This window comes from Vibrio sp. SNU_ST1 (assembly GCF_030563405.1).
Lineage (GTDB): Bacteria > Pseudomonadota > Gammaproteobacteria > Enterobacterales > Vibrionaceae > Vibrio.
On record NZ_CP130748.1, the window covers coordinates 2,185,517 to 2,205,181 of the forward strand.

A 19,665-nucleotide genomic window follows, 5' to 3' on the forward strand; every position below is an offset into this window, starting at 1 on the left:
ACCTACTCAGCTACGCTGACTGGCTTCACGATTTGACCAGGAACCAAGCGATGTAAACCACTTGCGATCACCTGTTCGCCATCCTCGATTGCACCACTCACATACGCTTGTTGATTGTTAGCAAACAACACCTGAACACTTCGTCGTTCAACTTTGTTGCCTTCACCAATGACAAAGATGTTCCACACACCGCGCAAACCATCAATCAAACCGGTTAATGGCACCCAGTAACCTTGGTCATCAATCTGTTCATCAAACTGAAGATAGGCAAGTTGCCCTTCCAATACCGAAGATTGCTCGGGGAACAGATAACGTAAGCCGACGCTGCGGGATTGTGTGTCGACCATTGCGCCCGGATTCAACAGGCTCACAGCAAAATCCTCTCGCCCGACTCGAATACTTGGTGCGGAAAGTGAAGTCACCTTTTTCATTTGATGAGCAGGAATACCGATGAAGGCCTCTTTGCCCTCAGAAGCGAGCAGTGTAAGAGTTGGATTCCCTACATTCACCACATCTCCAAGCGAGACAAAACGGGTTGCGATGGTGCCAGAATAAGGAGCAAGAACTGTCGATTTCACTAGCTTCAATTGATTGCCTTTTACTGAAGCATCAATACGCAGCAAGTTCGCCTGCAATACACGTTGTTCACTAGTAAGAGAATCAATCTCAGCCTCGGCACTGAAGCCCTTTGCTTTCAGTGAGCGTTGACGTTTCAGGTTTGCCGCCACAAGGCTCAGTTGTGCTTTGACTTCTTCAGCTTGCGCTTTCTGTTGGCTCGATTCAGTCTGCAACAGCTGGGTGTCTAACCGGATTAAGGGTTGACCTTCGGTTACTGTGTCACCGACATCCACCAGAATCTCGTTTACTTTACCCGCCAATTCAAAACCAAGATTCGCCTGTTGCCCTGCTTTTACCACACCAACATATTCACGCTGTACCGCATAAGAGGAAGATTGCACCAAGGCCATCGTTTCCACGGTTAAAATGGTTTGGACGCTCGAAGTCGTTTCAGTGGTTGAATCAACCGACTCTTGGGCCTGTTCCTTTTCGCCACATCCAACAAGAAAAGCCGACAACGCCACTGCCACTGCGCTTCCCTTCATCAATTTATACATACGTACTGTTCCTATGCGGTACTCAATTATGTTCTTTTTTAGACTAACCAAATCAAACTAGACTGTCTAGTTTGATTGTGTTAAAAATAAGTTTCATCATTAATGATTGATAAAACCATCACAAAAAGCATAATGCTTAGCGCAGAACGAAATGCATTGAACTGAGCAACACCAAGTACCAAGCAAGTAACGAGAAACAGCACGTGACTAAAATCATCAAGAGTGAACAGAAGAGATCTCAGATCTTAACCGCAGCAAGCCAACTTTTCTCTGATCATGGCTTCAAGATCAATATGGATCAGATAGCCAAAGCAGCGAACGTTTCTAAGCAAACGGTCTACTCCCACTTTAAAAACAAAGACGAACTTTTCGAAACCTGCATGCAAACCAGATGTGCGGAGCGAGAACTCAGTCCTGCTGCCTTTGATATGAATGCCACTTTGGAAGAAGAATTGGTGAAGTTTGGTGTGAAGTTTCAAGATTTGTTACTTGATGAGCAATCTAGACAAACCTTCCAAAATGCCATTAGCCAAGCGAATACGCATCCAGAGATCGCCTCAATCTATTTAGAAACTGGGCCACAGAAGACCACTAAGTTACTCGCTGATTATTTGCAGTCGAAAATAGATTCGGGTGACTTAGCGCTTGCAACATCAAGTTCACCGATCATTGCTGCACGACAATTGTTACTGATGTTTCATGGTAAGTCGGCTTATTGGGCATTCTTCGGACACGACAGCGGCGAGTCTGATAATGAAAGACTGAATTACACGCGTGAATGTGTTGCACTATTCTTAAACGGCAACCAACCTCGCTAGTTTGAGCCCAAATGAATGAAGGTTAGTTAGCAGGAGCAGCTGACTCAAGAAGTAACTCGTAGAACCGTTTTGCAGCAGAGCCTGTCTTTGCTCCTTTTGGCAAAGTGAGATGAAGCGGGACTTGGTATCCGCTGCCATTTTCCACATTCAACACCGTGAGCTTGTCACTTCCTCGACTTTCAACAATGTGCTTTGGTAGTCGACAATACCCGACTCCCTGCTCTACCGCGCCAAACGCATGATCGAAATTATCGACCGTAATACGCTGACTCGACTTTAACCAGCCTACATCCTTTTTGTTCCCTTGCTTTTTGCTGCCTTGGTTAGCTTGAGCACCTAAATCCCTCACCACTATTTGTGGCAAAGACGACAGTTGATTCAACGACACTGAAACGGCACTTACTAACGGATGTGAGCTAGCAACTACTGGCTCCATCATCGTAAAACCAAAGGCTTCTGCTGAATAATTAGTAATAGGCAGGTTGATGATAGCCACATCGGCTCGTTCTTGGGTGACCATTTCCGTTGTTTTAGACAGTGATGTTTCAATCACTTGTATTGATGTGGTGTTGTTCTCCGCCAAAAATGCAGCCATCGGTTGATAAAGACGTTTAAGACAACACAAGTGATCAACCGCCACCACAATTTCAGACTCAACACCTTTCGCCAGTTGTTCACTGATCAACTCTAGCTCGCGAGCTTGTTCCAACATGCTACTCGCTCGGCGCAGCAGTGACTTTCCGTCTTCCGATAGCACAGCCCGACGACCTTCAACCTGCACTAAAGTCACGCCTAATTGATCCTCCAACTTTCTCAGCGCATAGATCAGCGTGGTGTGGCTCTTGTTCAATTGCAGTGCCGCAGCCTGAATACTGCCTGCGCGGTCAATCTCGTAAAGGGTTTGCCATTGGTCAAGGGTAGTTTTCAATCTCATCGGTCTAAAATCCTGACAGTTATTAACTATATTATGAACTTTTCTGTCTGTTTTTTACAGGTAATATCTATTTCAACAGGCAATATAAATCTCAACAACAAACGAGAATGGCTTGTTTGTCTTAAACACCTATTTTTAGCGGAATTTGTTAAACGGAGAAACACAATGAAACTACTACAAGTCGACTTTGAATTTAACGGCCCATTTGGCGAAGAGATGTCGAACGCACTGGTTGACCTAGCAAAATCTATCAACAATGAACCAGGCATGATCTGGAAAATCTGGACAGAAAACCAAGCCAAAAAACTGGGCGGTGGTGTCTACCTTTTCGAAGACCAACTCAGCGCAGAAAATTACCTAACAATGCATGCCGCACGCTTAAAAGCGATGGGCGTGGATGAAGTTCACGGCATGATTTTTGACGTAAACCAGCCGTTAACTACCATTAACAAAGGCCCAATCAACGGCTAATTCAGCTGTATATTCCTGAGTAGAAAATAGTCATCGTGCAATGAATGCAGAATAGTGAAAGACGCGAAATAGAGAGAATACTAATGAACAATAAAACGTTTTTAAGCCTACACGGCATCATTTACGCAGGGTTTGCCTTCGCGTTGTTTTTCCTACCAACGGTCATGTGGCCTATGTACGGCGTAGAAATTAACGATAAGCACGCCTATTTTCTCTCTCAGCACACCAGTATCTTCCTTGGTGGTATTGCCGCGATAAGCTGGTTACTTAGAGACATTGAACCCGGAGTATCAGCTAAAAAACTCATCCAAGGTTTGGTGGTTACGAATATGCTTGGCGCCATCATCACATTGTATGCAGCGTTTACAGGAATCTTTGTTGGCTTTGGCTGGAGCGACCCAGCATTCTTCATTTCACTATCGGTGCTCAGCGTGTTGCAGGTTCGTCGACAAGGCTAGTTCATACAAAACCAAACCAATAAAAAAGGAACAGATGCACTCATCACCTGTTCCTTTTTCTCAATCAACTATCGTTAACCTAGCGTGCTCAGCTTATTTTCTGTGCTCAACGTAAATCAATTCATCAGTATTGAAGCCGCGCTCTTTAGACATCGCTTTGAACTTCTCCATCACTTCTGGCGCAACCTCTGGTGTTCTTGAAAGTAACCACAAGTAGTCAGTATCTGGGCCCGAAACAAACGCGTATTGGTAGTTCTCTTTGTCCAACTCGAATACCACATAAGCGCCATAGAAAGGGCCAAAGAAAGACACTTTCAAATAGCCTTGTTCAGAACCTTCGACAAAATACGCCTTGCCTTCCGCTTCGTTCCATTCGCCATCTTCAGCCGAATAGCCGCGGTTAATTACCTTAACGCCACCATCATCACGTAGGCTGTATTCGGCACTGATGTTGTCTAAGCCACGCTCAAACGAGTGATCCAAACGAGCCACTTCGTACCATTTTCCTAAGTATCGATCCAATTCAAACTGTTGAACGGGCTTTACTGTTTCAGGCATGCCCACGCAACCACCCAATAGAATCACACTAAGCAGCAATAATATTTTTTTCATCCTAACCTCGGCTTGTTTTTATTAGTAATGCGAGTAAGCCTTGTGAAAACATAAACTTACATCCTTGGTAATACGTTAAATCCATTTTTAAAGTTCACCTAACTGTCATTTATTCAGAATCTTATGTGAATGGTTTAGTCTGCGAAAGAATCAGTGATGTTTCATTGATGTTCGGTGCTAAGTGGGAGTCACCGCAAAATATACGGCAAGTTAACTTAATCAGGAGAGCAACTACGGACACTTTATTATTAAAAATTCGCGATATGATTCTTATCACTCGCTTTCTATACTGACTAAACAGTGGAACATGGAATAAATAATAATGAACAATAAGCTCACTTTGCCACGCACTGCATGGATTGCCTTACTCGCCAGCTTAGGCGCTGTGCCATCGGCTGTTTCTCAAAGCCTAACCGCAGACCAGATCTTTACCAATGCCGACATATATGGGCATCGCGAGTCAGACTCGATCGTTACCCATAAAGGCAAGATCATCTTCATCGGTGACCGCGAACAGACGCAAACTTTTGAAGGGCAGAATACTGATATCATCGACTTGGAGAACGCTTTTGTCTTGCCGGGGTTCATTGATAATCACAACCATGTTTTCGAAGCCGCTTCAGAGCTGGGTGGCAATTGCGAACTAGACTCTGAAGCCACATTAGAAGAGCAAATCCCTTACTTAGAAGCGTGTAAAATCAATAGCGAAACCAATGGTCGAGGCTGGCTGATGGGTTATGGCTTTTCTTTGGAATCGACACTCGACAGCGACTCTGAATACACACCACTTGAGATCATCGACAGCATCTTCCCTGATCGCCCCGTGGTGATCATGGAGCAAACTTCACACTCAATGTGGGTTAACTCAAAGGCACTGAAAATAGCGCGAATTAGCCAACAATCTCCAGACCCACAAGGTGGCGCTTATTTAAAAGACCAAGACAGCGGCAAGCTCAATGGTATCTTATTAGATAATGCTGGCGACCAAATTATGGAGATGGCGTGGAACAGCCAAAGCGAGCTCTTTGAACAAAGCTACCAAGGGTTAATGTTCGGTCTTGAAGAAGCCGCTGCGCACGGCATTACCACCATTGGTGACGGCCGGATGTATTGGAAGCGAGGTTGGTATGACGTTTGGCTAGAAGCGGAGCAAAACCAAGATTTGACTGCTCGCGTTTCATTACGCCCTTGGGTTTACCCATCAATGGCGATACCCTCTCAATTAGAAGTCTTCGAGAAGATGTATTCAGATGATAAAAGCCGTCTTCTACTCGTCGATCAGGTAAAAATGTACAGCGATGGCATCTTCATTAACGGTACAGCAAAAACACTCGCGCCCTATTTAGATACCTATCTGCCACAGTCTCCCAATGGCCTAAACTATATTCCACCAGCACAGATGAAAGAGTGGCTAACCGCGCTCGATAAAATCGGCTTTAGTGCTCACATTCATGCGATTGGTGATGGTGCCGTTCGTGAATCACTAGATGCGATTGAAAGCGTGCGTAAACAAGGTTCACAAAAGCCTTACACCCTAACCCACGTTGAGTTAATCAATGATGAAGACGTTCCCCGCTTCAAGCAACTCAATGTCTCGGCGGATTTCCAAGTCGGTTCCGATTACGTTGCAAGGCACCAACACCAATGGGCCGAAGCCTTCCTTGGTGCTCGCCGTGCCAAAGCCATGATGAACCTAGACGCGATACTCAAGACTGACGCCAATATCACCTTAAGCAGTGACTGGAATGTACACGATATCAACCCTTTGGTCGGCATCGCGAACAGCTTAATCATGGGCCAAACAGGCTTAACTGATATCTATACCGCGATAGACGCTTACACCATCAATGCAGCTAAGAGCCTTGGTATCGACGACATCACGGGTTCTATTGAGGTAGGGAAATCAGCGGACTTCGCGATTCTCAACAAAGACATCACCACGTTGTCAGCAAGAGGAATCGCAGAAACACAGGTGTTAATGACAGTGTTGAACGGGAAAACTGTTTTCGAAGACACTCTTCTCGAAGACGCTGCTTTCAAAGACACAAATTAGCGAATCAAAGTTTGACACAAAGCCGTTTGCTTGCGGCTGTTAACTGATTCACTAAAAAGTATCAGGGGAAATATAAGATTAAGCTTGCTCTGCGAGCTTGGTATTTCCCTTTATTTTTACAACATAAGTCGTCGCAAAAATCAGTACAGAAAATAGCCCACATAAGTAGATGGGATACAGAGGGTTCAAGGTTGAAGTAAACGCAAATAATGAAGCAACGCCATAGCCTAGAGTATGAGACATGGCGATATACCCTGCGGCTGCACCCGGAGCATCACTTTGCTTTTCGGTGGCGAATAACGTGTAAGCAGGAACAATTAGCGCTGCGCCAATCGCGGTCAGTACCATCGCCATAGCTAACGCCCACATACTGGGGATCAATAACATTCCAAAGCCGACAAGCAGACCAAATGCCCCCCAACGGTACATAACAAACGGTGTCAGCTTTTCTTTTTTGATAACCAAGAGTTGAGTAGCAAAAGTACAGGCAGCACTGATAGTCAAAAGAATCCCGATCGTGTCACTTATTTGATCGGTAGACCAACGGGTGATCGAATAGATCAATGGAGAAAAACTGTATTGCAACAACGCGACTGCGGCACACAACAACAACCCGCAAGATAAAAAAGGCAGTAATGTTTTATTCGGTAACCAAGGTGCTTGCCCTATTCCTTCAGCCTTCCGAGTTTCTTTTTTAGGGGGTGGTAACAACATCGTGACAAGTAAAGCAACACACGGCAAAAAGATCATCACGAATAGGGGGGCAAAAGGCGATAACTTTAACGCTAAAATGGAGACCAAAGGCCCAATTAATCGACCAACACTTAGGCCAAGACTCACTGATGTAATGGCCTGTAAACGGTTCTTCTCACCACACAATAATATCGCCCAATGCTGACTCGCAGGCACCATTCCAGACACCGTACAACCATAAATAATTCGCGCGACCACCAGCCCAATCAAACAAAACTCGAATACCTGCCCCTGTTTGCTAAACATGGCGAAAAAACACAACAAAGCAAAGCTGATAGCCATGCCTATCAGTGCCTGAATGACTACTTTTTTAGGTCCATATTTGTCGCTCTGCCTTCCCCAAAACGGCGCAGATGGCAAAAATAACATGCTTCCTACCGCGATAAGAATCGACCACGTAGGTAGGCTGAATGCAGACTGTTCAACAAGAAAAGGCAGTGAAACGAGTAAGCCGTTTTGCCCAATTCCCATAAGAGCCGAAGCAAGACTTATAGCCAATAGTTGAAATTTTTTATTTTGTATCACAGACATAATATCGAAGGCGCTAGAGTAAGGTTGGTAGGTTCGTAGTGGGCACGAGCACATTACAATGATAAATAGATTGATTTGGCGAATAATTATCATTTTGATTTCACTGTGTTACATTAGCGGCTAGCAGCCCATAACTCAACTTCATATTGCATTATGTACACACTTACCAATGCCTCGTTCGAAATCGACGGTAAGAAAATCCTTTCGCCAACGACTTTGACCTTTGAACCAAAGAAGATCACCACCTTGCTTGGTCATAATGGATGTGGCAAATCGACACTCATTAAACTGTTAAGTCGACAAAACACGCCAACAGAAGGTGACGTTTTCTTCAATGAGCAACCACTCGCCTCATACAGTAACCTTGAATTTGCACACCAAGTCGCCTACCTGCCGCAGCACCCACCGATTACTGATGGCGTGACCGTTCGTGAATTGGTTTGCTTTGGCCGTTATCCATGGAAAGGCGCATTTGGACGTTACAGCAAAGATGATTATGCCATCGTAGACGAAGCGATTGAGAAAGTTGGCCTTAACGCCTTTTCTGACCGATTTGTCGCAACACTTTCCGGCGGAGAAAGACAAAGAGCTTGGGTCGCTATGCTACTTGCTCAGCAAAGCCAATGTATTTTGCTTGATGAACCAACTTCAGCACTCGATGTCGCGCACCAGCATGAATTGCTCGCTTTAATTAGAGAGCTTAATCAGTCACTCGGCTTAACCGTGATCATGGTGCTTCATGATGTCAACATGGCCGCCAAATTCAGTGATCATTTGATTGCGCTTCATTCTGGAAAAGTGATCGCTTCCGGTTCGCCTAAAGATTTGATGACGCCAGAAACACTGATGCAAATCTACGGAATGGAGCTTGCGCTCTTTAAGCACCCTGAGACAGGGCAACCTATCAGCTACATCCCTTAAATCAAAAGGAACCTGTTGTGAAAAAGTTCATCACCATGCTGTTCACAGTATTAGCTTTCAATGTCCTTGCTCTAGAGAGCGTTCACGCACTAGAAATCAAACATGAAATGGGCAGTGCCTCTTTCGATGCTACGCCTAAAAAAGTGGTGGCTTTAGATTGGGCACTCACCGAAACCGTATTAAGCCTAGGCGTTGAGTTGCAAGGTGTGGCAGACGCACAAGGTTATCAGCAATGGGTGGTAAAACCTGCGTTAAATGCAGACGCGACAGATGTGGGATCCCGAAGAGAACCAAACCTAGAGCTACTAACAGAACTCAAACCTGACGTCATTTTAATCAGTGAGCATATGGTGGCGGCCTACCACCAGCTCAATAAAATCGCACCTGTCTTGGTTTACAGTGTCTACAGCAAAAAGAAACAACCACTTGAATCCGCAACTTCGGTTACCCTCTCTTTAGGCAAGCTATTTAACAAAGCACAACGCGCCCAACAAGTGATTGATGAGACAAACAAGAGATTAAGCGATAACGGTGAAAAAATACGTGCCGCAGGCAACTCAGACAAACCACTGATTTTTGCACGCTTTATTAACGACAAAACCTTACGCATTCATAGCCAAGGTTCATTAGCGCAAGCCACCATAAGCAGCATGGGTCTTAAAAACGACTGGCAAGAGCAGACAAACCTCTGGGGTTTTACCACTACAGGCACTGAAAGGCTCGCTGAACACCAACAGACGAATGTGATGATCTTTGGCCCGCTAACGGAAGAAGAGCATAAGAAACTGACTCAATCCCCTCTTTGGCAAGCGATGGCGTTTACGCGTACAGACTCCGTTTACGAACTTCCTACCATCTGGACCTTCGGTGGGCTAATCGCTGCTCAAAGGTTTAGTGACCACATTACCGAACTGCTTATCCAAAAATAATGGCTACCGTAAAGATCGAAAAAACCCTCACCAGGCAATTCAATATCAAGCCTGCAGTGCTGTCTATCGCTGCAGTTTTGTTGATCAGCTCGCTACTGCAAATTACCGCTCCTTACTCGCAAGGGGTTGGCTTGATTTGGGATACGCTGTTTCACTTTGATTCTTCAAATTATCAGCATCTGATTACTCACCTCACCTATTTACCTAGGCTTACCGTCGCTCTCATTTGTGGTTTTGCACTGGCAGTCGCTGGGTGTGTGATGCAATTTGTACTGCGTAACCCCATTGCCTCACCTACCACATTGGGTGTTGCTTCGGGCGCAGAACTCGGCATGGTATTAGGGATCCTTTTAATTCCTGCTAACCTAGCTATCCCAGGGTTTATTTCCGCTTTCATCGGGGGCTGCCTTGCAACAGGCTTAGTTTTTACCTTAAGTTCTGCACGAGGCTTTTCACCATTACACATGGTGTTAGCCGGTATGGTTGTCAGCCTATTTTTAGGCTCACTCAACACCATGTTGCTCATGCTGCATGAACAACGGCTTACCAGTATTTTTGTTTGGGGGGCCGGTCTACTGAATCAGAATGATTGGTCGAGCGTGCAGATATTGCTTCCGCTAGTCTCTATCCCTACCTTGTTATTATTGGTTTTACAGCGTCCATTATCAGCGCTGCAATTTGGCGATAATGTCGCTACTTCACTTGGTGTCAACATCAAACAAATCAAATTGCTTTGCTTATCGTTGGCGATATTTATTACTGCAGCCGTAGTCAGTGAAGTAGGCTTAATCGGTTTCGTTGGCATTGTGGCTCCTGCTATCGCTAGGCTTATCGGTGTAAGAGCACTCGCGAAACAGATTCTGGTCAGTGGGTTGGTAGGCAGCTTCATTCTATTGATTGTAGATTTAGTGATTCAGCCCTTCTCTGGCTTCGGTGGCGAATTGCTCCCTACCGGCGCAATGACGGCGCTACTGGGTGCTCCTTTCTTATTGTGGTTACTGCAACGTACCAAGCTGCAGTCCGATCTCAAAAACCGCAGTGAAACCATTGAGCACTACAAATTCGTTGATACGCGTAAAGTACTGGCCGCAATGTCAGTACTATTGATGGTAATGTGTGTTCTTGCCCTTACAGTAGGTAAAAACCAGTTCGGTTGGAATCTTGAACTCAACCCATCGCTATTCGATCTGCGTCTACCACGTGTATTAGTTGCTCTATTGGCAGGGATCGGGCTTGCGTTTGCAGGCACGATTATTCAACGCATCTCAAACAACCCAATGGCGAGCCCCGAAGTATTGGGGATCAGCTCAGGGGCTGCTCTGGCGTTAGTGCTCGGCACACTATTTGGCACAGCAGTCGGCCGAGAAGAGCAAATGCTGCTTGGTACACTCGGCGCAACTTCAGTGACTGCCGTGGTTTGGTTGATGGGAAGAAAACACAATTTCGCCCCAACGCAAACCTTGTTAACAGGCATAGCGCTAAGTGCAGGGCTCGACGCTCTACTGCGCATCACAATGAGCTCGGGTAATGAGAATGCAACCGCGCTCCTCACTTGGCTTTCAGGATCGACTTATTTAGTCGCTAATCAAGATGTCATTTTGCTCGCCGTTGGGGTTTCCATCACCAGTGCAGTGGCGCTGTCATTGAATCGCTGGATAGAGCTGATTAACTTAGGGGACGTCACCACAAGCAGCCTAGGTATGAACACAACCGCTGTTCGATTGGCTTTGCTTTTGCTAGTCGCGGCACTAACAACGCTGTGCACCATCGTCATTGGGCCATTAAGTTTCATTGGATTATTGGCGCCGCACATGGCTCGCTCGCTTCACCAATATCGCGCGATTCCTCAAATGCTCACTGCAGCATTATTAGGCGCTATCATCATGGTTGCTGCCGACTGGATTGGTCGTACGCTATGGTTCCCTTGGCAGTTCCCTGCGGGGTTATTAGCCTCTCTGATTGGTGGCGGCTACTTCCTCTATCTAATGAGAAAATAAGCACACACGAGAAGTCAATTTCTCCGCTTAAAGCCCCCCGTTTGAAGCCTCCATTTGAAGTCGAGGCTTTAAGCGGGCTCTCTTCTTACTTACTCATTAACACACTTGCCAACAAAGCTATCAATTACCGATCAATTCCCAATAAACCGCTAAATTACCAACCAACCTATCCATTGCAACAGGTCGATTAACATTGTCTTTTGGTTACAAAAACACAATTTATGGTATTTAAGCCTTTTTGTGTTTACCATGGAATCAAGATTAAACACATACTCTGAGCGTCATGGACATAACGACAATTACAAAGCTCCAACAAAATTTGTTATTCAAGGTCATCGCAAGGCTAAAAGCCGACGACGCGAAAGCGGGAAGCAGCCTTAACGAATCGTCATTGGCACAACAATTCGAAGTATCGAGAAGCCCTATTCGAGCAGTGTTAAAGCACTTGTCAGCGCAAGGCATCACTAAAGTCGTCCCTTATAAGGGAGCGGTATTGCAAACCGATGCGGCAGATATCGACATTTCAGGCCAAGACAACGACCAACAACCTCGCCAAGAACAGTTATACCTGCGTGTACTCATGGATTTATTCTTTAGTGAGTTAGGTCAGTCGTTTTCCGAGAAAGACCTGCAACAACGTTATGATGCCAACCGTGGTGAGATGCAAAGCGTGCTACGCCTGTTGGAAAGCGACGGCATTTTTCGTCGTAGCCCAGGATACAAATGGCAGCTTGATGGTGTTCTAAATACACTAGAAAGGCACACTGAAAGCTATCGATGCCGACTCATTTTCGAGCCTGCAGGCCTACTCGAACCAACATGGACACTTGATAACAGTGTGATTGAAAGCTGCCGAGATCGCCATGCTCAAGCTATTGCGAACCCAGAATCTGTCAACGCCAGCCAACTCTTTAGCCTCAGTGCCGAGTTTCATGAGCTGCTTGCCGCATGTTCAGGAAACCGCTTTTTATTAAGCACCATGCAGCAACATAATCGCCTGCGTAAAGCGACCGATCTGGTTTCGATGCACATTCAATCTTCAGTCACTAAATCATGTCAGCGTCGCCTAGAGATCATCGAGTTGGTGCTCGAAGGTAACAACCAAACGGCTTCGACAAAATTAGCTCAATTACTGGAAAATGATATTCGTGTCATGAAACGTACCTACAACGACGTAATGACAGTCTCTATGGAGCAGCGAGAAAGTTTAATCAACAGCATCATGGCAAAAAACAGTTAACCACTTGGGCAGTCAAATCATGGCTGCCCTTTATCGTGTCCTTCTACCATAAAAAACACGACTTCTTACCTCACTATCACGATAGTTCCTGCACTTAACACCTGCTGAATTGTAGGCTTCACATCCGCTTCAACACTTACGGTACAAGGCACTATCCCTACTTTTCCCTGTGGCTAACAACCCTGCCAAGCAACTAATTCCAAATCTATAAAAGAAAATTGCATTTTCATATTGTATTTTCGCAACAAAAACACAATAATAATGATTCTTATTTAGAATTGATAAACTTAACGATAATGCTTCGTACTTTAACTATGGGAGTAGTAACCGCTTAGGTGGCGTGAATGCGAACGTATACAAACTTGAAAGATATCGAGATGAGTATGTTTGGGGCCATAAGTAAGTGACCACGGTTAACCTCTTTTCTAATTTAGGAGGCTTCATTTATTACTAACCAGTAAAGATGAACGCTTGTTTACTTATAAAAATAACAAAGTCATCGCACAAATATGAGTCTTTGTGCAGCCTTTTATTGATCAAGATTGAGAACAAAATGAAAACCGAAAAAGGAAGTTTCAAGCTTTCCACCGTTGCGCTAGCGATTGTCGCAGCAAGCACAGTGTTTACAGCCCAAGCACAAGAATACACAACCGAAGAAAACATGGTGGTTGTCGCTAGCCGAACGCCTAAAGCGATCAGCGATATCCCTGGAACCGTTTGGTACATCGACGCCGATAAAATCGAACAGGAATACCGTGGTGGTAAATCACTAGGCGAAATTCTATCGGCGAGCATCCCCTCTTTAGATGTAAGCAGCGGCGCCCGTACTAACTATGGTCAGAATCTACGTGGCCGTAAGATGCTCGTCATGATTGATGGTGTATCACTGCAATCCTCTCGCCAAATCAGCCGTCACTTAGATTCCATCGACCCATTTAATATTGATCGTATCGAAGTATTATCGGGCGCAACGTCTATCTACGGTGCCGGTGCTTCTGGTGGTGTCATCAACATCATCACCAAAAAAGCGCAAGGTGAAGAGTTAGAATTCGAATCTTATGTCGGTGGCTCATCGGGCTTTAATTCAGGTGAAGATTTCGATTACAAAGTCGGTCAATCTATCTCTGGCGGTAACGACAAAGTTCAAGCTCGCTCTTCTGTGGTTTACACCGAGACACAAGGTGTATTCGATGCAGATGGCGATATTGTTACTCCTGACATTTCACAAGGCTCACTGCAGTTCAACAAGACGGTAGATTTCCTGACAACTGTCGGCGTGAACCTGTCTGAGACCAAAAAGCTCAACTTCCTAGCACAATATTACGATAGCCAGCAGAACTCTCCTTACGGCCTATACATCACCGGGCGCGATTTTGTTGACGTACGCAAAGGGTTTTACTCGGATCGCGAACACGGAACTGAGCGCATCATGCTGAGTGCCTCTTACGTCGATGATCAATTCCTTGGGCATCAGTTTATTGCTGAAGCTTCGTACCGTAAAGAAGACCAAACTTACACGCCTTACTTCCAATCTTCTGGTCAACAAATTACCGATGTTATTTCATTAAAAACAGCACTGGCTAAGAGCTTCAATAAGTTCAATATTGTTTATGGTATCGATGCGTATCAAGATCAGCTTGATAGCAATCAAGCGCTTTACGATCGCACCATTGCGAACAATTCAGGCAACTTAATTAACAAGACCTATGCACAAGTGGGTCGCTATGCAGGTGTTAAAGTCAGCTCTATCGCGGGCTTTGTACAATCTGACTATGCGATCACCGATGATTGGACGGTGGAAGGTGGATTCCGCTACCAATACATCTCTAACAAGATTGATGATTTTGTCGGCTACAGCCAGCAGAAGAAAATTGCTGCAGGTAAAGGAAAAACAGCAGACGCAGTACCAGGTGGTGAAACGGATTACGGTGTTGGCTTATTTAACCTAGGTACGATCTACCACCTCACTAACGAGTCTCAAGTCTGGGCAAACTTCTCACAGGGCTTCGACCTTGCAGACCCAGCTAAATACTACGGACAAGGTAGCTACAAGCTCGTTGGCGATCACTGGAAACTCAACGACAGCATCAACGTTAATGACTCAAAAATGTCTGGTATCAAAACCAACAGTTTCGAGTTAGGTTACCGCCTTGATACTGGCGAGCTAAGCTTGCAAACCGCGGCTTATTACTCACAATCTGACAAATCAGTGAAGTACAACAGAAAGACACTGCTGATTGAAAACATCAATGACAAAAAGCGAGTATACGGGCTAGAGGCGATGGCTTCTTACTGGGTACATGACAACATTCAACTGGGTGCTTCTGGTCACTACGTCACCTCTGAAGTGAAAGGTAACGACAGTTGGAAAGATGTATCTGCAGGAAGTGCAAGTACTTCTAAAGCAAGTGCTTGGGCAGGTTGGTATGACACAGACCTATCTGTAAAAGTACAAAGCCAAACTATGTTTGATTACGAAGACGACAAAAACAAACTTGATGGCTACACCGTGTTTGATCTAGTGAGTACCTACCAGCTTCCTGTCGGTAGTCTAGGTTTTGGTATTCAAAACTTACTGAACAAAGACTACACCACAGTTTGGGGTCAACGTGCTCAAATCCTTTACTCGTCTCATTACGACTCAGCGGCGTATGACTACAAAGGCCGCGGCCGTACTTACACTCTGAACTACCAAGTTAAGTACTAATTAATCGGTCTGCATAAGCTGAATTAGTCGCCCACTCTGATGTGTGGGATGGCTAAAAGACAAAAAGGGTTGGCAAACATGCCAACCCTTTTCAATTGAGGGTTCATTCCGAACTCCTCTCTGTTTAATTCTACTTATGCTGTCTTTTCTTTCAAGTTTGATTCTTGTTTATCATCAAGAGCAAAGTAGATCTTCGATACAATCACTTCAGCAATCAGAATCGTAAATACCACGGCGAAGAACGCCACGACACCATTCCAAGGCCCTGTAAAGCTCACCTTCTCGCCGAACAATAAGTTAATCGCTTCTAGCATCACGAACTTTGAACCCACCAAGATGATGTAAGTAGTGATTGCTCGGTAAACCTTAGGTGCGGTCCCCGGTTTACTTTTGAAGTGCTCGGCAATCTTGTGCTCTAAGCCAATTGAGAGCTTCAACAATAACTGCAGCAGCAACGCCGCTATCAAAGAAATAGTGAAAGACTCAATGTTGACGAAGTCCCAGTACTCATCGAAAAAGTTAAGCACTACTAAGTCCACCAGCACGGCTAACGTGTAACCTACGAATAAACGTTGTGGAGTGTTGAACCCATAAACTTTGTCTGATTTAGTCATTCTGTCTCTCTCTCATTGGATAAGTAGCCTCGATTTGAAATACATCTTAGCGTTCGAATCGGAGCAAAACTTACCATTTGGTGACACCACAACCATTCCATTCGAAATTATTAGTTTTTATCGATTGATCATTTATCACACCAATAATTCGCTTCCCTCTATAAAGCAATTTTTCAAAATATAAAGAAGCACCAAAAGATAAGTCTCGTCATTATGTGTCACCAAATGGCCATTCTTCCACTACCGCTCCCCATATGATGACTCCATCAGCGACACGAACTCATATCCAAAAGGTGCAGACTATGAAAAAACTAATCACGAACGCGAACGTATTTAACGGTGTTGATAACAACCTAATCGAGAACGTATCACTTCTTATCGAAGATAACTTGATCACTCAGATTGGAGAGATTGACCCAACGATTGCCGATGAAACGATTGATGCTCAAGAAGGCAAGCTAGGTCAGATTGTTGAAGGCGCGTATGCCGACCTATTGATCATCGACGGCAACCCACTGGAAAGTGTTGCGTGTGTGGCGAACACAGAGACACAAAAATTGATCATGAAAGACGGTAAGGTGTACAAAAACACGCTTTAACTTCTAAAAGCTCTTGTTCCTTGACCACAAAAAACAAATCTAAGGCAAATAACCACGGTTACTAACTTGGTTGTTTGCTTTTGGGTTCAGGTAAAAGAACCAATAACTAAACGCTTCCTACATCAGTAATGAAACTACCGACGCGATCTAAAGACATGCTCAAGAACAACATATGATCTAACTCTCTGTTTTCTTGCTACTATAAAACTCATGCAGTTTGTTTATGTATAAAATTGTTGATTGAAGGACGAAGCTTATTGACATGGAGATTAGAATGAGGCAGTTCATTACTGGACGATTATTTTTCGTACTGTTATTTAGTGCTGTGCTATCAGGGTGTGGTAATTTTAGAAATCTATCTAATGAGATAGACGCAATTGATGCCTATACCGACCAGTACCAAATCATTTTGACCGAACCAGCGTCGGGCTCAGCCGTCGTTATTCAACAGATAAAAGATATCAATAAAAGCGAAGTTGATGGCTATGATGGCATAATAGATAGCGACAGTATTCAATTGCAGCTATCTAGAAAAATACACTACCTACTTGTCTTTGATGATAAAAACCAAGATTTAACCCTACAAGCTGACGAACCATTCAGTGTCGTTAATCTGCATGATCACCAAGACAATTCTACAGTAAGAGTTTCACTCACCATTGACGAAAATAACATGCCCAGTGCCTTTGTTAATCGCTCATTGTCTTCTTTACTGAAAGTGGAATTGGATCTTGTCGATATAGGCACCGTTGTGAGTTTAACGGATCCGCCCTTTAAGCGAGAAAACGCTAAGCTCGGCATGTGGCAGCCGGTAACATTCTTTTTTGAAGGCAATGCTGGACTCTACTTTTTGTCGGAATACGACCCAACTAAAATCCCTATATTATTTGTACATGGTATCAACGCAACCGCTTTAGATTTTGCTCCATTAATCGAAAAAATCGATCAATCTAAATACCAAATATGGGTATTCAACTACCCTTCTGGCTTATCTCTGGTTTTAAGTTCGAAAGGCTTGAATAACCTACTGCATACCATAGTGACGGAATACAAGATCCAACAATTACACGTGGTGGCGCACAGCATGGGTGGGCTTATCGTGACAAACAGTGTTCGTCAGTGCCAAATCGGGCAGTTGTGCAATTTTGTCAGTAGCATCACCACCATATCTTCCCCGTTTGGTGGTGTGGCATCCGCCAAGCAAGGGGTTGAATACTCCCCTATCGTGATGCCAGCCTGGGTAGATTTAAATCCAGACGGAAAATTTATCGCCGAGTTATTTGGTAGTAAGACTAAAAACCATACCCCGCACTTTTTAGCATTTGGATACAATTCGGGGGAGCTATTTAATACCAACAGTAATGATGGCGTAATTGACCTATCAAGCCAGCTTTGGCGCCCAGCTCAATTAAACGCCGACCAAATTTTCGGATACGACGAAAACCATTTAAGTATCTTAGACAACGACGACCTATTTGAAGATCTTTCTGAGTTTTGGTTGAGAACCGAACAAGGCTATAATTCTAATGGAAATAATTTTTAAGATTAATTGACTGTTGGTTGTCCACAATTGATATTGCTTATATTAGACACCACTACCACAGTAAATACTAACTCCTGTAGGAATGCAGACAGCACCGTTGGTTGCACAGCCAGATATATAAAGACAAAGAGCTGTTATTATTAGTTTTCTCATACAGAATAAAATCCTTTAGGTAGAAACATTGTGTGTTTTGGACAACAGAAAGTGCATTTCTACTCAAATAAAAAGAAATTTTTATTTATACACTTCATATAAACAACCAAACTCTACTTTTTACCATATTTATACAATGCGGGTATTAGTATTTTGCCAACGAAAACACTGGTGAATTTAGTCCTAAAGTCCAAGTTAATTAGCTTATCAAAAAAAAGGGGGTATCTCTAACAATCCCTTTTCCAAACTCTCTTAATACTTATAAGCTCTCAATTGCTTTTTGAACTTCAGGGCCAATCTGTCGCTTACGAGAAGTGACGCCTTCCAGAGTTAACATGTCGCTTGTTGGTTCAGCGTTGAAAGTCGATTTGATAATCTCCTTCATTCACTTATTTTTAGTCCTACTTCGAGGCAAATCATCCTATATGTAGATTTTCGACGGGGAAATATAGACATAGCGAATCAACTCACGCCTCCAACACACTTGTCAATTGCATTAAAACCGAAGCATATATGAACACTGAGTGATATTGCTAGGTAATGCTTGGTGGTGATATTGTAAATAAATAATATCTATTTTTCAGACAGTTATTCGATTCGCAAATTCAACTATTTATATTGAATCACGCAGGAGTATTAAAGTGATACTAAATCATAATTTAGACTGGAGTATTGTTGGCTCCATACCAACTGGCCCTGGAACATTTGTAAGAGATGCCTTTCAATTACAATATGGCCAACCCACTAGAGAACTCCTTCCAGCTGGGACATCAATATATAAATTCAATGGTTATCCAACTTTAGGGCGAGGCGAAATTACAGACGAGACCACACTCTCACCATGGTGGTCACCAACCGACCCTTTCCAACATGATGCAGGACTAGAACAAAAGAAAAAAATTGCGCAGCGAAATGGCGTATCTCTTAGAGAATGGGGACGTTTGACCTCAGTTATCAAAGAGAACTGGAGTTCATTGGATTACTTACTGGAAATGAGACTAAAATCTCCGGTTTATGCTTGGTTTGGCGGTTTTAAAGGGATGGACCGGATTGATGCAGGCTCACAATCCAAAAGAAATACAGCGCTTGAAATGAGAGGTAATTCGCAAGGCTTACCTGGCGGAGCAACTCAATTCTATATTCCCAACTTAACTGTAGGCCATTTTATGTCTCACAAGTTTAGTAAGATGTGAGCCTGTTTAACGAATACAACTTCA

At 44.1% G+C, this 19,665-nt stretch carries 16 protein-coding genes and 2 pseudogenes; 12 read left to right on the forward strand and 6 right to left on the reverse strand.

The features are described 5' to 3' along the window. Positions 1-2: 2 nt before the first annotated feature. Positions 3-1,115 (reverse strand): efflux RND transporter periplasmic adaptor subunit, encoded by a 1,113-nt coding sequence (locus Q5H80_RS09465; RefSeq protein WP_304564572.1) that lies wholly within the window; start codon positions 1,113-1,115, stop codon positions 3-5. Positions 1,116-1,318: 203 nt separating this feature from the next. Between Q5H80_RS09465 and Q5H80_RS09470 the strand changes: the two genes are divergently transcribed. After that, on the forward strand, positions 1,319-1,933 hold the full coding sequence (locus Q5H80_RS09470; RefSeq protein ID WP_304564573.1) for a TetR/AcrR family transcriptional regulator: 615 nt from the start codon (positions 1,319-1,321) through the stop codon (positions 1,931-1,933). Between the two features lie 22 nt (positions 1,934-1,955). Here Q5H80_RS09470 and Q5H80_RS09475 read toward each other — a convergent pair whose 3' ends face one another. Beyond that, positions 1,956-2,867: a LysR family transcriptional regulator gene (locus tag Q5H80_RS09475; RefSeq protein ID WP_304564574.1), complete on the reverse strand. Its 912-nt coding sequence runs from the start codon at positions 2,865-2,867 to the stop codon at positions 1,956-1,958. Positions 2,868-3,032: 165 nt separating this feature from the next. On the opposite strand from Q5H80_RS09475, the gene Q5H80_RS09480 reads away from it, so the two are divergent. Together Q5H80_RS09480 and Q5H80_RS09485 are read left to right on the forward strand one after the other, a co-directional pair. Next, positions 3,033-3,338 (forward strand): monooxygenase, encoded by a 306-nt coding sequence (locus Q5H80_RS09480; RefSeq protein WP_304564575.1) that lies wholly within the window; start codon positions 3,033-3,035, stop codon positions 3,336-3,338. Positions 3,339-3,421: 83 nt separating this feature from the next. Then, positions 3,422-3,796, forward strand: a complete 375-nt coding sequence (locus Q5H80_RS09485; protein WP_304564576.1) for a hypothetical protein — start codon at positions 3,422-3,424, stop codon at positions 3,794-3,796. Positions 3,797-3,889: 93 nt separating this feature from the next. Here the strand turns inward: Q5H80_RS09485 and Q5H80_RS09490 are convergent, their stop codons facing one another. Beyond that, a complete protein-coding gene (locus tag Q5H80_RS09490; RefSeq protein WP_304564577.1) occupies positions 3,890-4,408 on the reverse strand; it encodes a lipocalin family protein in 519 nt (172 codons plus the stop codon). A 322-nt stretch (positions 4,409-4,730) separates the two neighbouring features. Between Q5H80_RS09490 and Q5H80_RS09495 the strand changes: the two genes are divergently transcribed. Then, positions 4,731-6,461 carry an amidohydrolase gene (locus Q5H80_RS09495; RefSeq protein WP_304564578.1) on the forward strand — a complete coding sequence of 577 codons (1,731 nt, stop codon included), beginning with the start codon at positions 4,731-4,733 and terminating at the stop codon, positions 6,459-6,461. 78 nt (positions 6,462-6,539) lie between these two features. Here the strand turns inward: Q5H80_RS09495 and Q5H80_RS09500 are convergent, their stop codons facing one another. Next, on the reverse strand, positions 6,540-7,745 hold the full coding sequence (locus Q5H80_RS09500; protein ID WP_304569402.1) for an MFS transporter: 1,206 nt from the start codon (positions 7,743-7,745) through the stop codon (positions 6,540-6,542). A 153-nt stretch (positions 7,746-7,898) separates the two neighbouring features. Between Q5H80_RS09500 and Q5H80_RS09505 the strand changes: the two genes are divergently transcribed. From Q5H80_RS09505 to Q5H80_RS09525, 5 genes are all read left to right on the forward strand, one after another. Further along, a complete protein-coding gene (locus Q5H80_RS09505; RefSeq protein WP_017104133.1) occupies positions 7,899-8,666 on the forward strand; it encodes an ABC transporter ATP-binding protein in 768 nt (255 codons plus the stop codon). Positions 8,667-8,683: 17 nt separating this feature from the next. Continuing rightward, positions 8,684-9,595: an iron-siderophore ABC transporter substrate-binding protein gene (locus Q5H80_RS09510; protein ID WP_304564579.1), complete on the forward strand. Its 912-nt coding sequence runs from the start codon at positions 8,684-8,686 to the stop codon at positions 9,593-9,595. Further along, positions 9,595-11,592, forward strand: coding sequence for a Fe(3+)-hydroxamate ABC transporter permease FhuB (fhuB, locus tag Q5H80_RS09515; RefSeq protein ID WP_304564580.1), 1,998 nt, complete (start codon positions 9,595-9,597; stop codon positions 11,590-11,592). The genes Q5H80_RS09510 and fhuB overlap by 1 nt, the downstream gene beginning before the upstream one ends. Before the next feature lie 283 nt (positions 11,593-11,875). Next, positions 11,876-12,832 carry a GntR family transcriptional regulator gene (locus Q5H80_RS09520; RefSeq protein ID WP_304564581.1) on the forward strand — a complete coding sequence of 319 codons (957 nt, stop codon included), beginning with the start codon at positions 11,876-11,878 and terminating at the stop codon, positions 12,830-12,832. A 553-nt stretch (positions 12,833-13,385) separates the two neighbouring features. Continuing rightward, complete coding sequence (locus Q5H80_RS09525) at positions 13,386-15,539, forward strand: TonB-dependent receptor (RefSeq protein ID WP_304564582.1); 2,154 nt, start codon at positions 13,386-13,388, stop codon at positions 15,537-15,539. Positions 15,540-15,673: 134 nt separating this feature from the next. Here the strand turns inward: Q5H80_RS09525 and Q5H80_RS09530 are convergent, their stop codons facing one another. Next, complete coding sequence (locus tag Q5H80_RS09530) at positions 15,674-16,153, reverse strand: hypothetical protein (protein WP_012604442.1); 480 nt, start codon at positions 16,151-16,153, stop codon at positions 15,674-15,676. 446 nt (positions 16,154-16,599) lie between these two features. Between Q5H80_RS09530 and Q5H80_RS09535 the strand changes: the two are divergent. Both Q5H80_RS09535 and Q5H80_RS09540 read left to right on the forward strand, forming a co-directional pair. Beyond that, positions 16,600-16,752: pseudogene (locus tag Q5H80_RS09535) on the forward strand (amidohydrolase family protein); the annotation flags it as partial. Between the two features lie 274 nt (positions 16,753-17,026). Further along, positions 17,027-18,295 (forward strand): triacylglycerol lipase, encoded by a 1,269-nt coding sequence (locus Q5H80_RS09540; RefSeq protein ID WP_304564583.1) that lies wholly within the window; start codon positions 17,027-17,029, stop codon positions 18,293-18,295. 412 nt (positions 18,296-18,707) lie between these two features. Here the strand turns inward: Q5H80_RS09540 and Q5H80_RS09545 are convergent. After that, positions 18,708-18,827 (reverse strand): annotated as a pseudogene (locus tag Q5H80_RS09545) (manganese-dependent inorganic pyrophosphatase); the annotation flags it as partial. Positions 18,828-19,089: 262 nt separating this feature from the next. On the opposite strand from Q5H80_RS09545, the gene Q5H80_RS09550 reads away from it, so the two are divergent. Further along, positions 19,090-19,641, forward strand: a complete 552-nt coding sequence (locus Q5H80_RS09550) for a hypothetical protein (RefSeq protein ID WP_102257807.1) — start codon at positions 19,090-19,092, stop codon at positions 19,639-19,641. Positions 19,642-19,665: the final 24 nt, after the last annotated feature.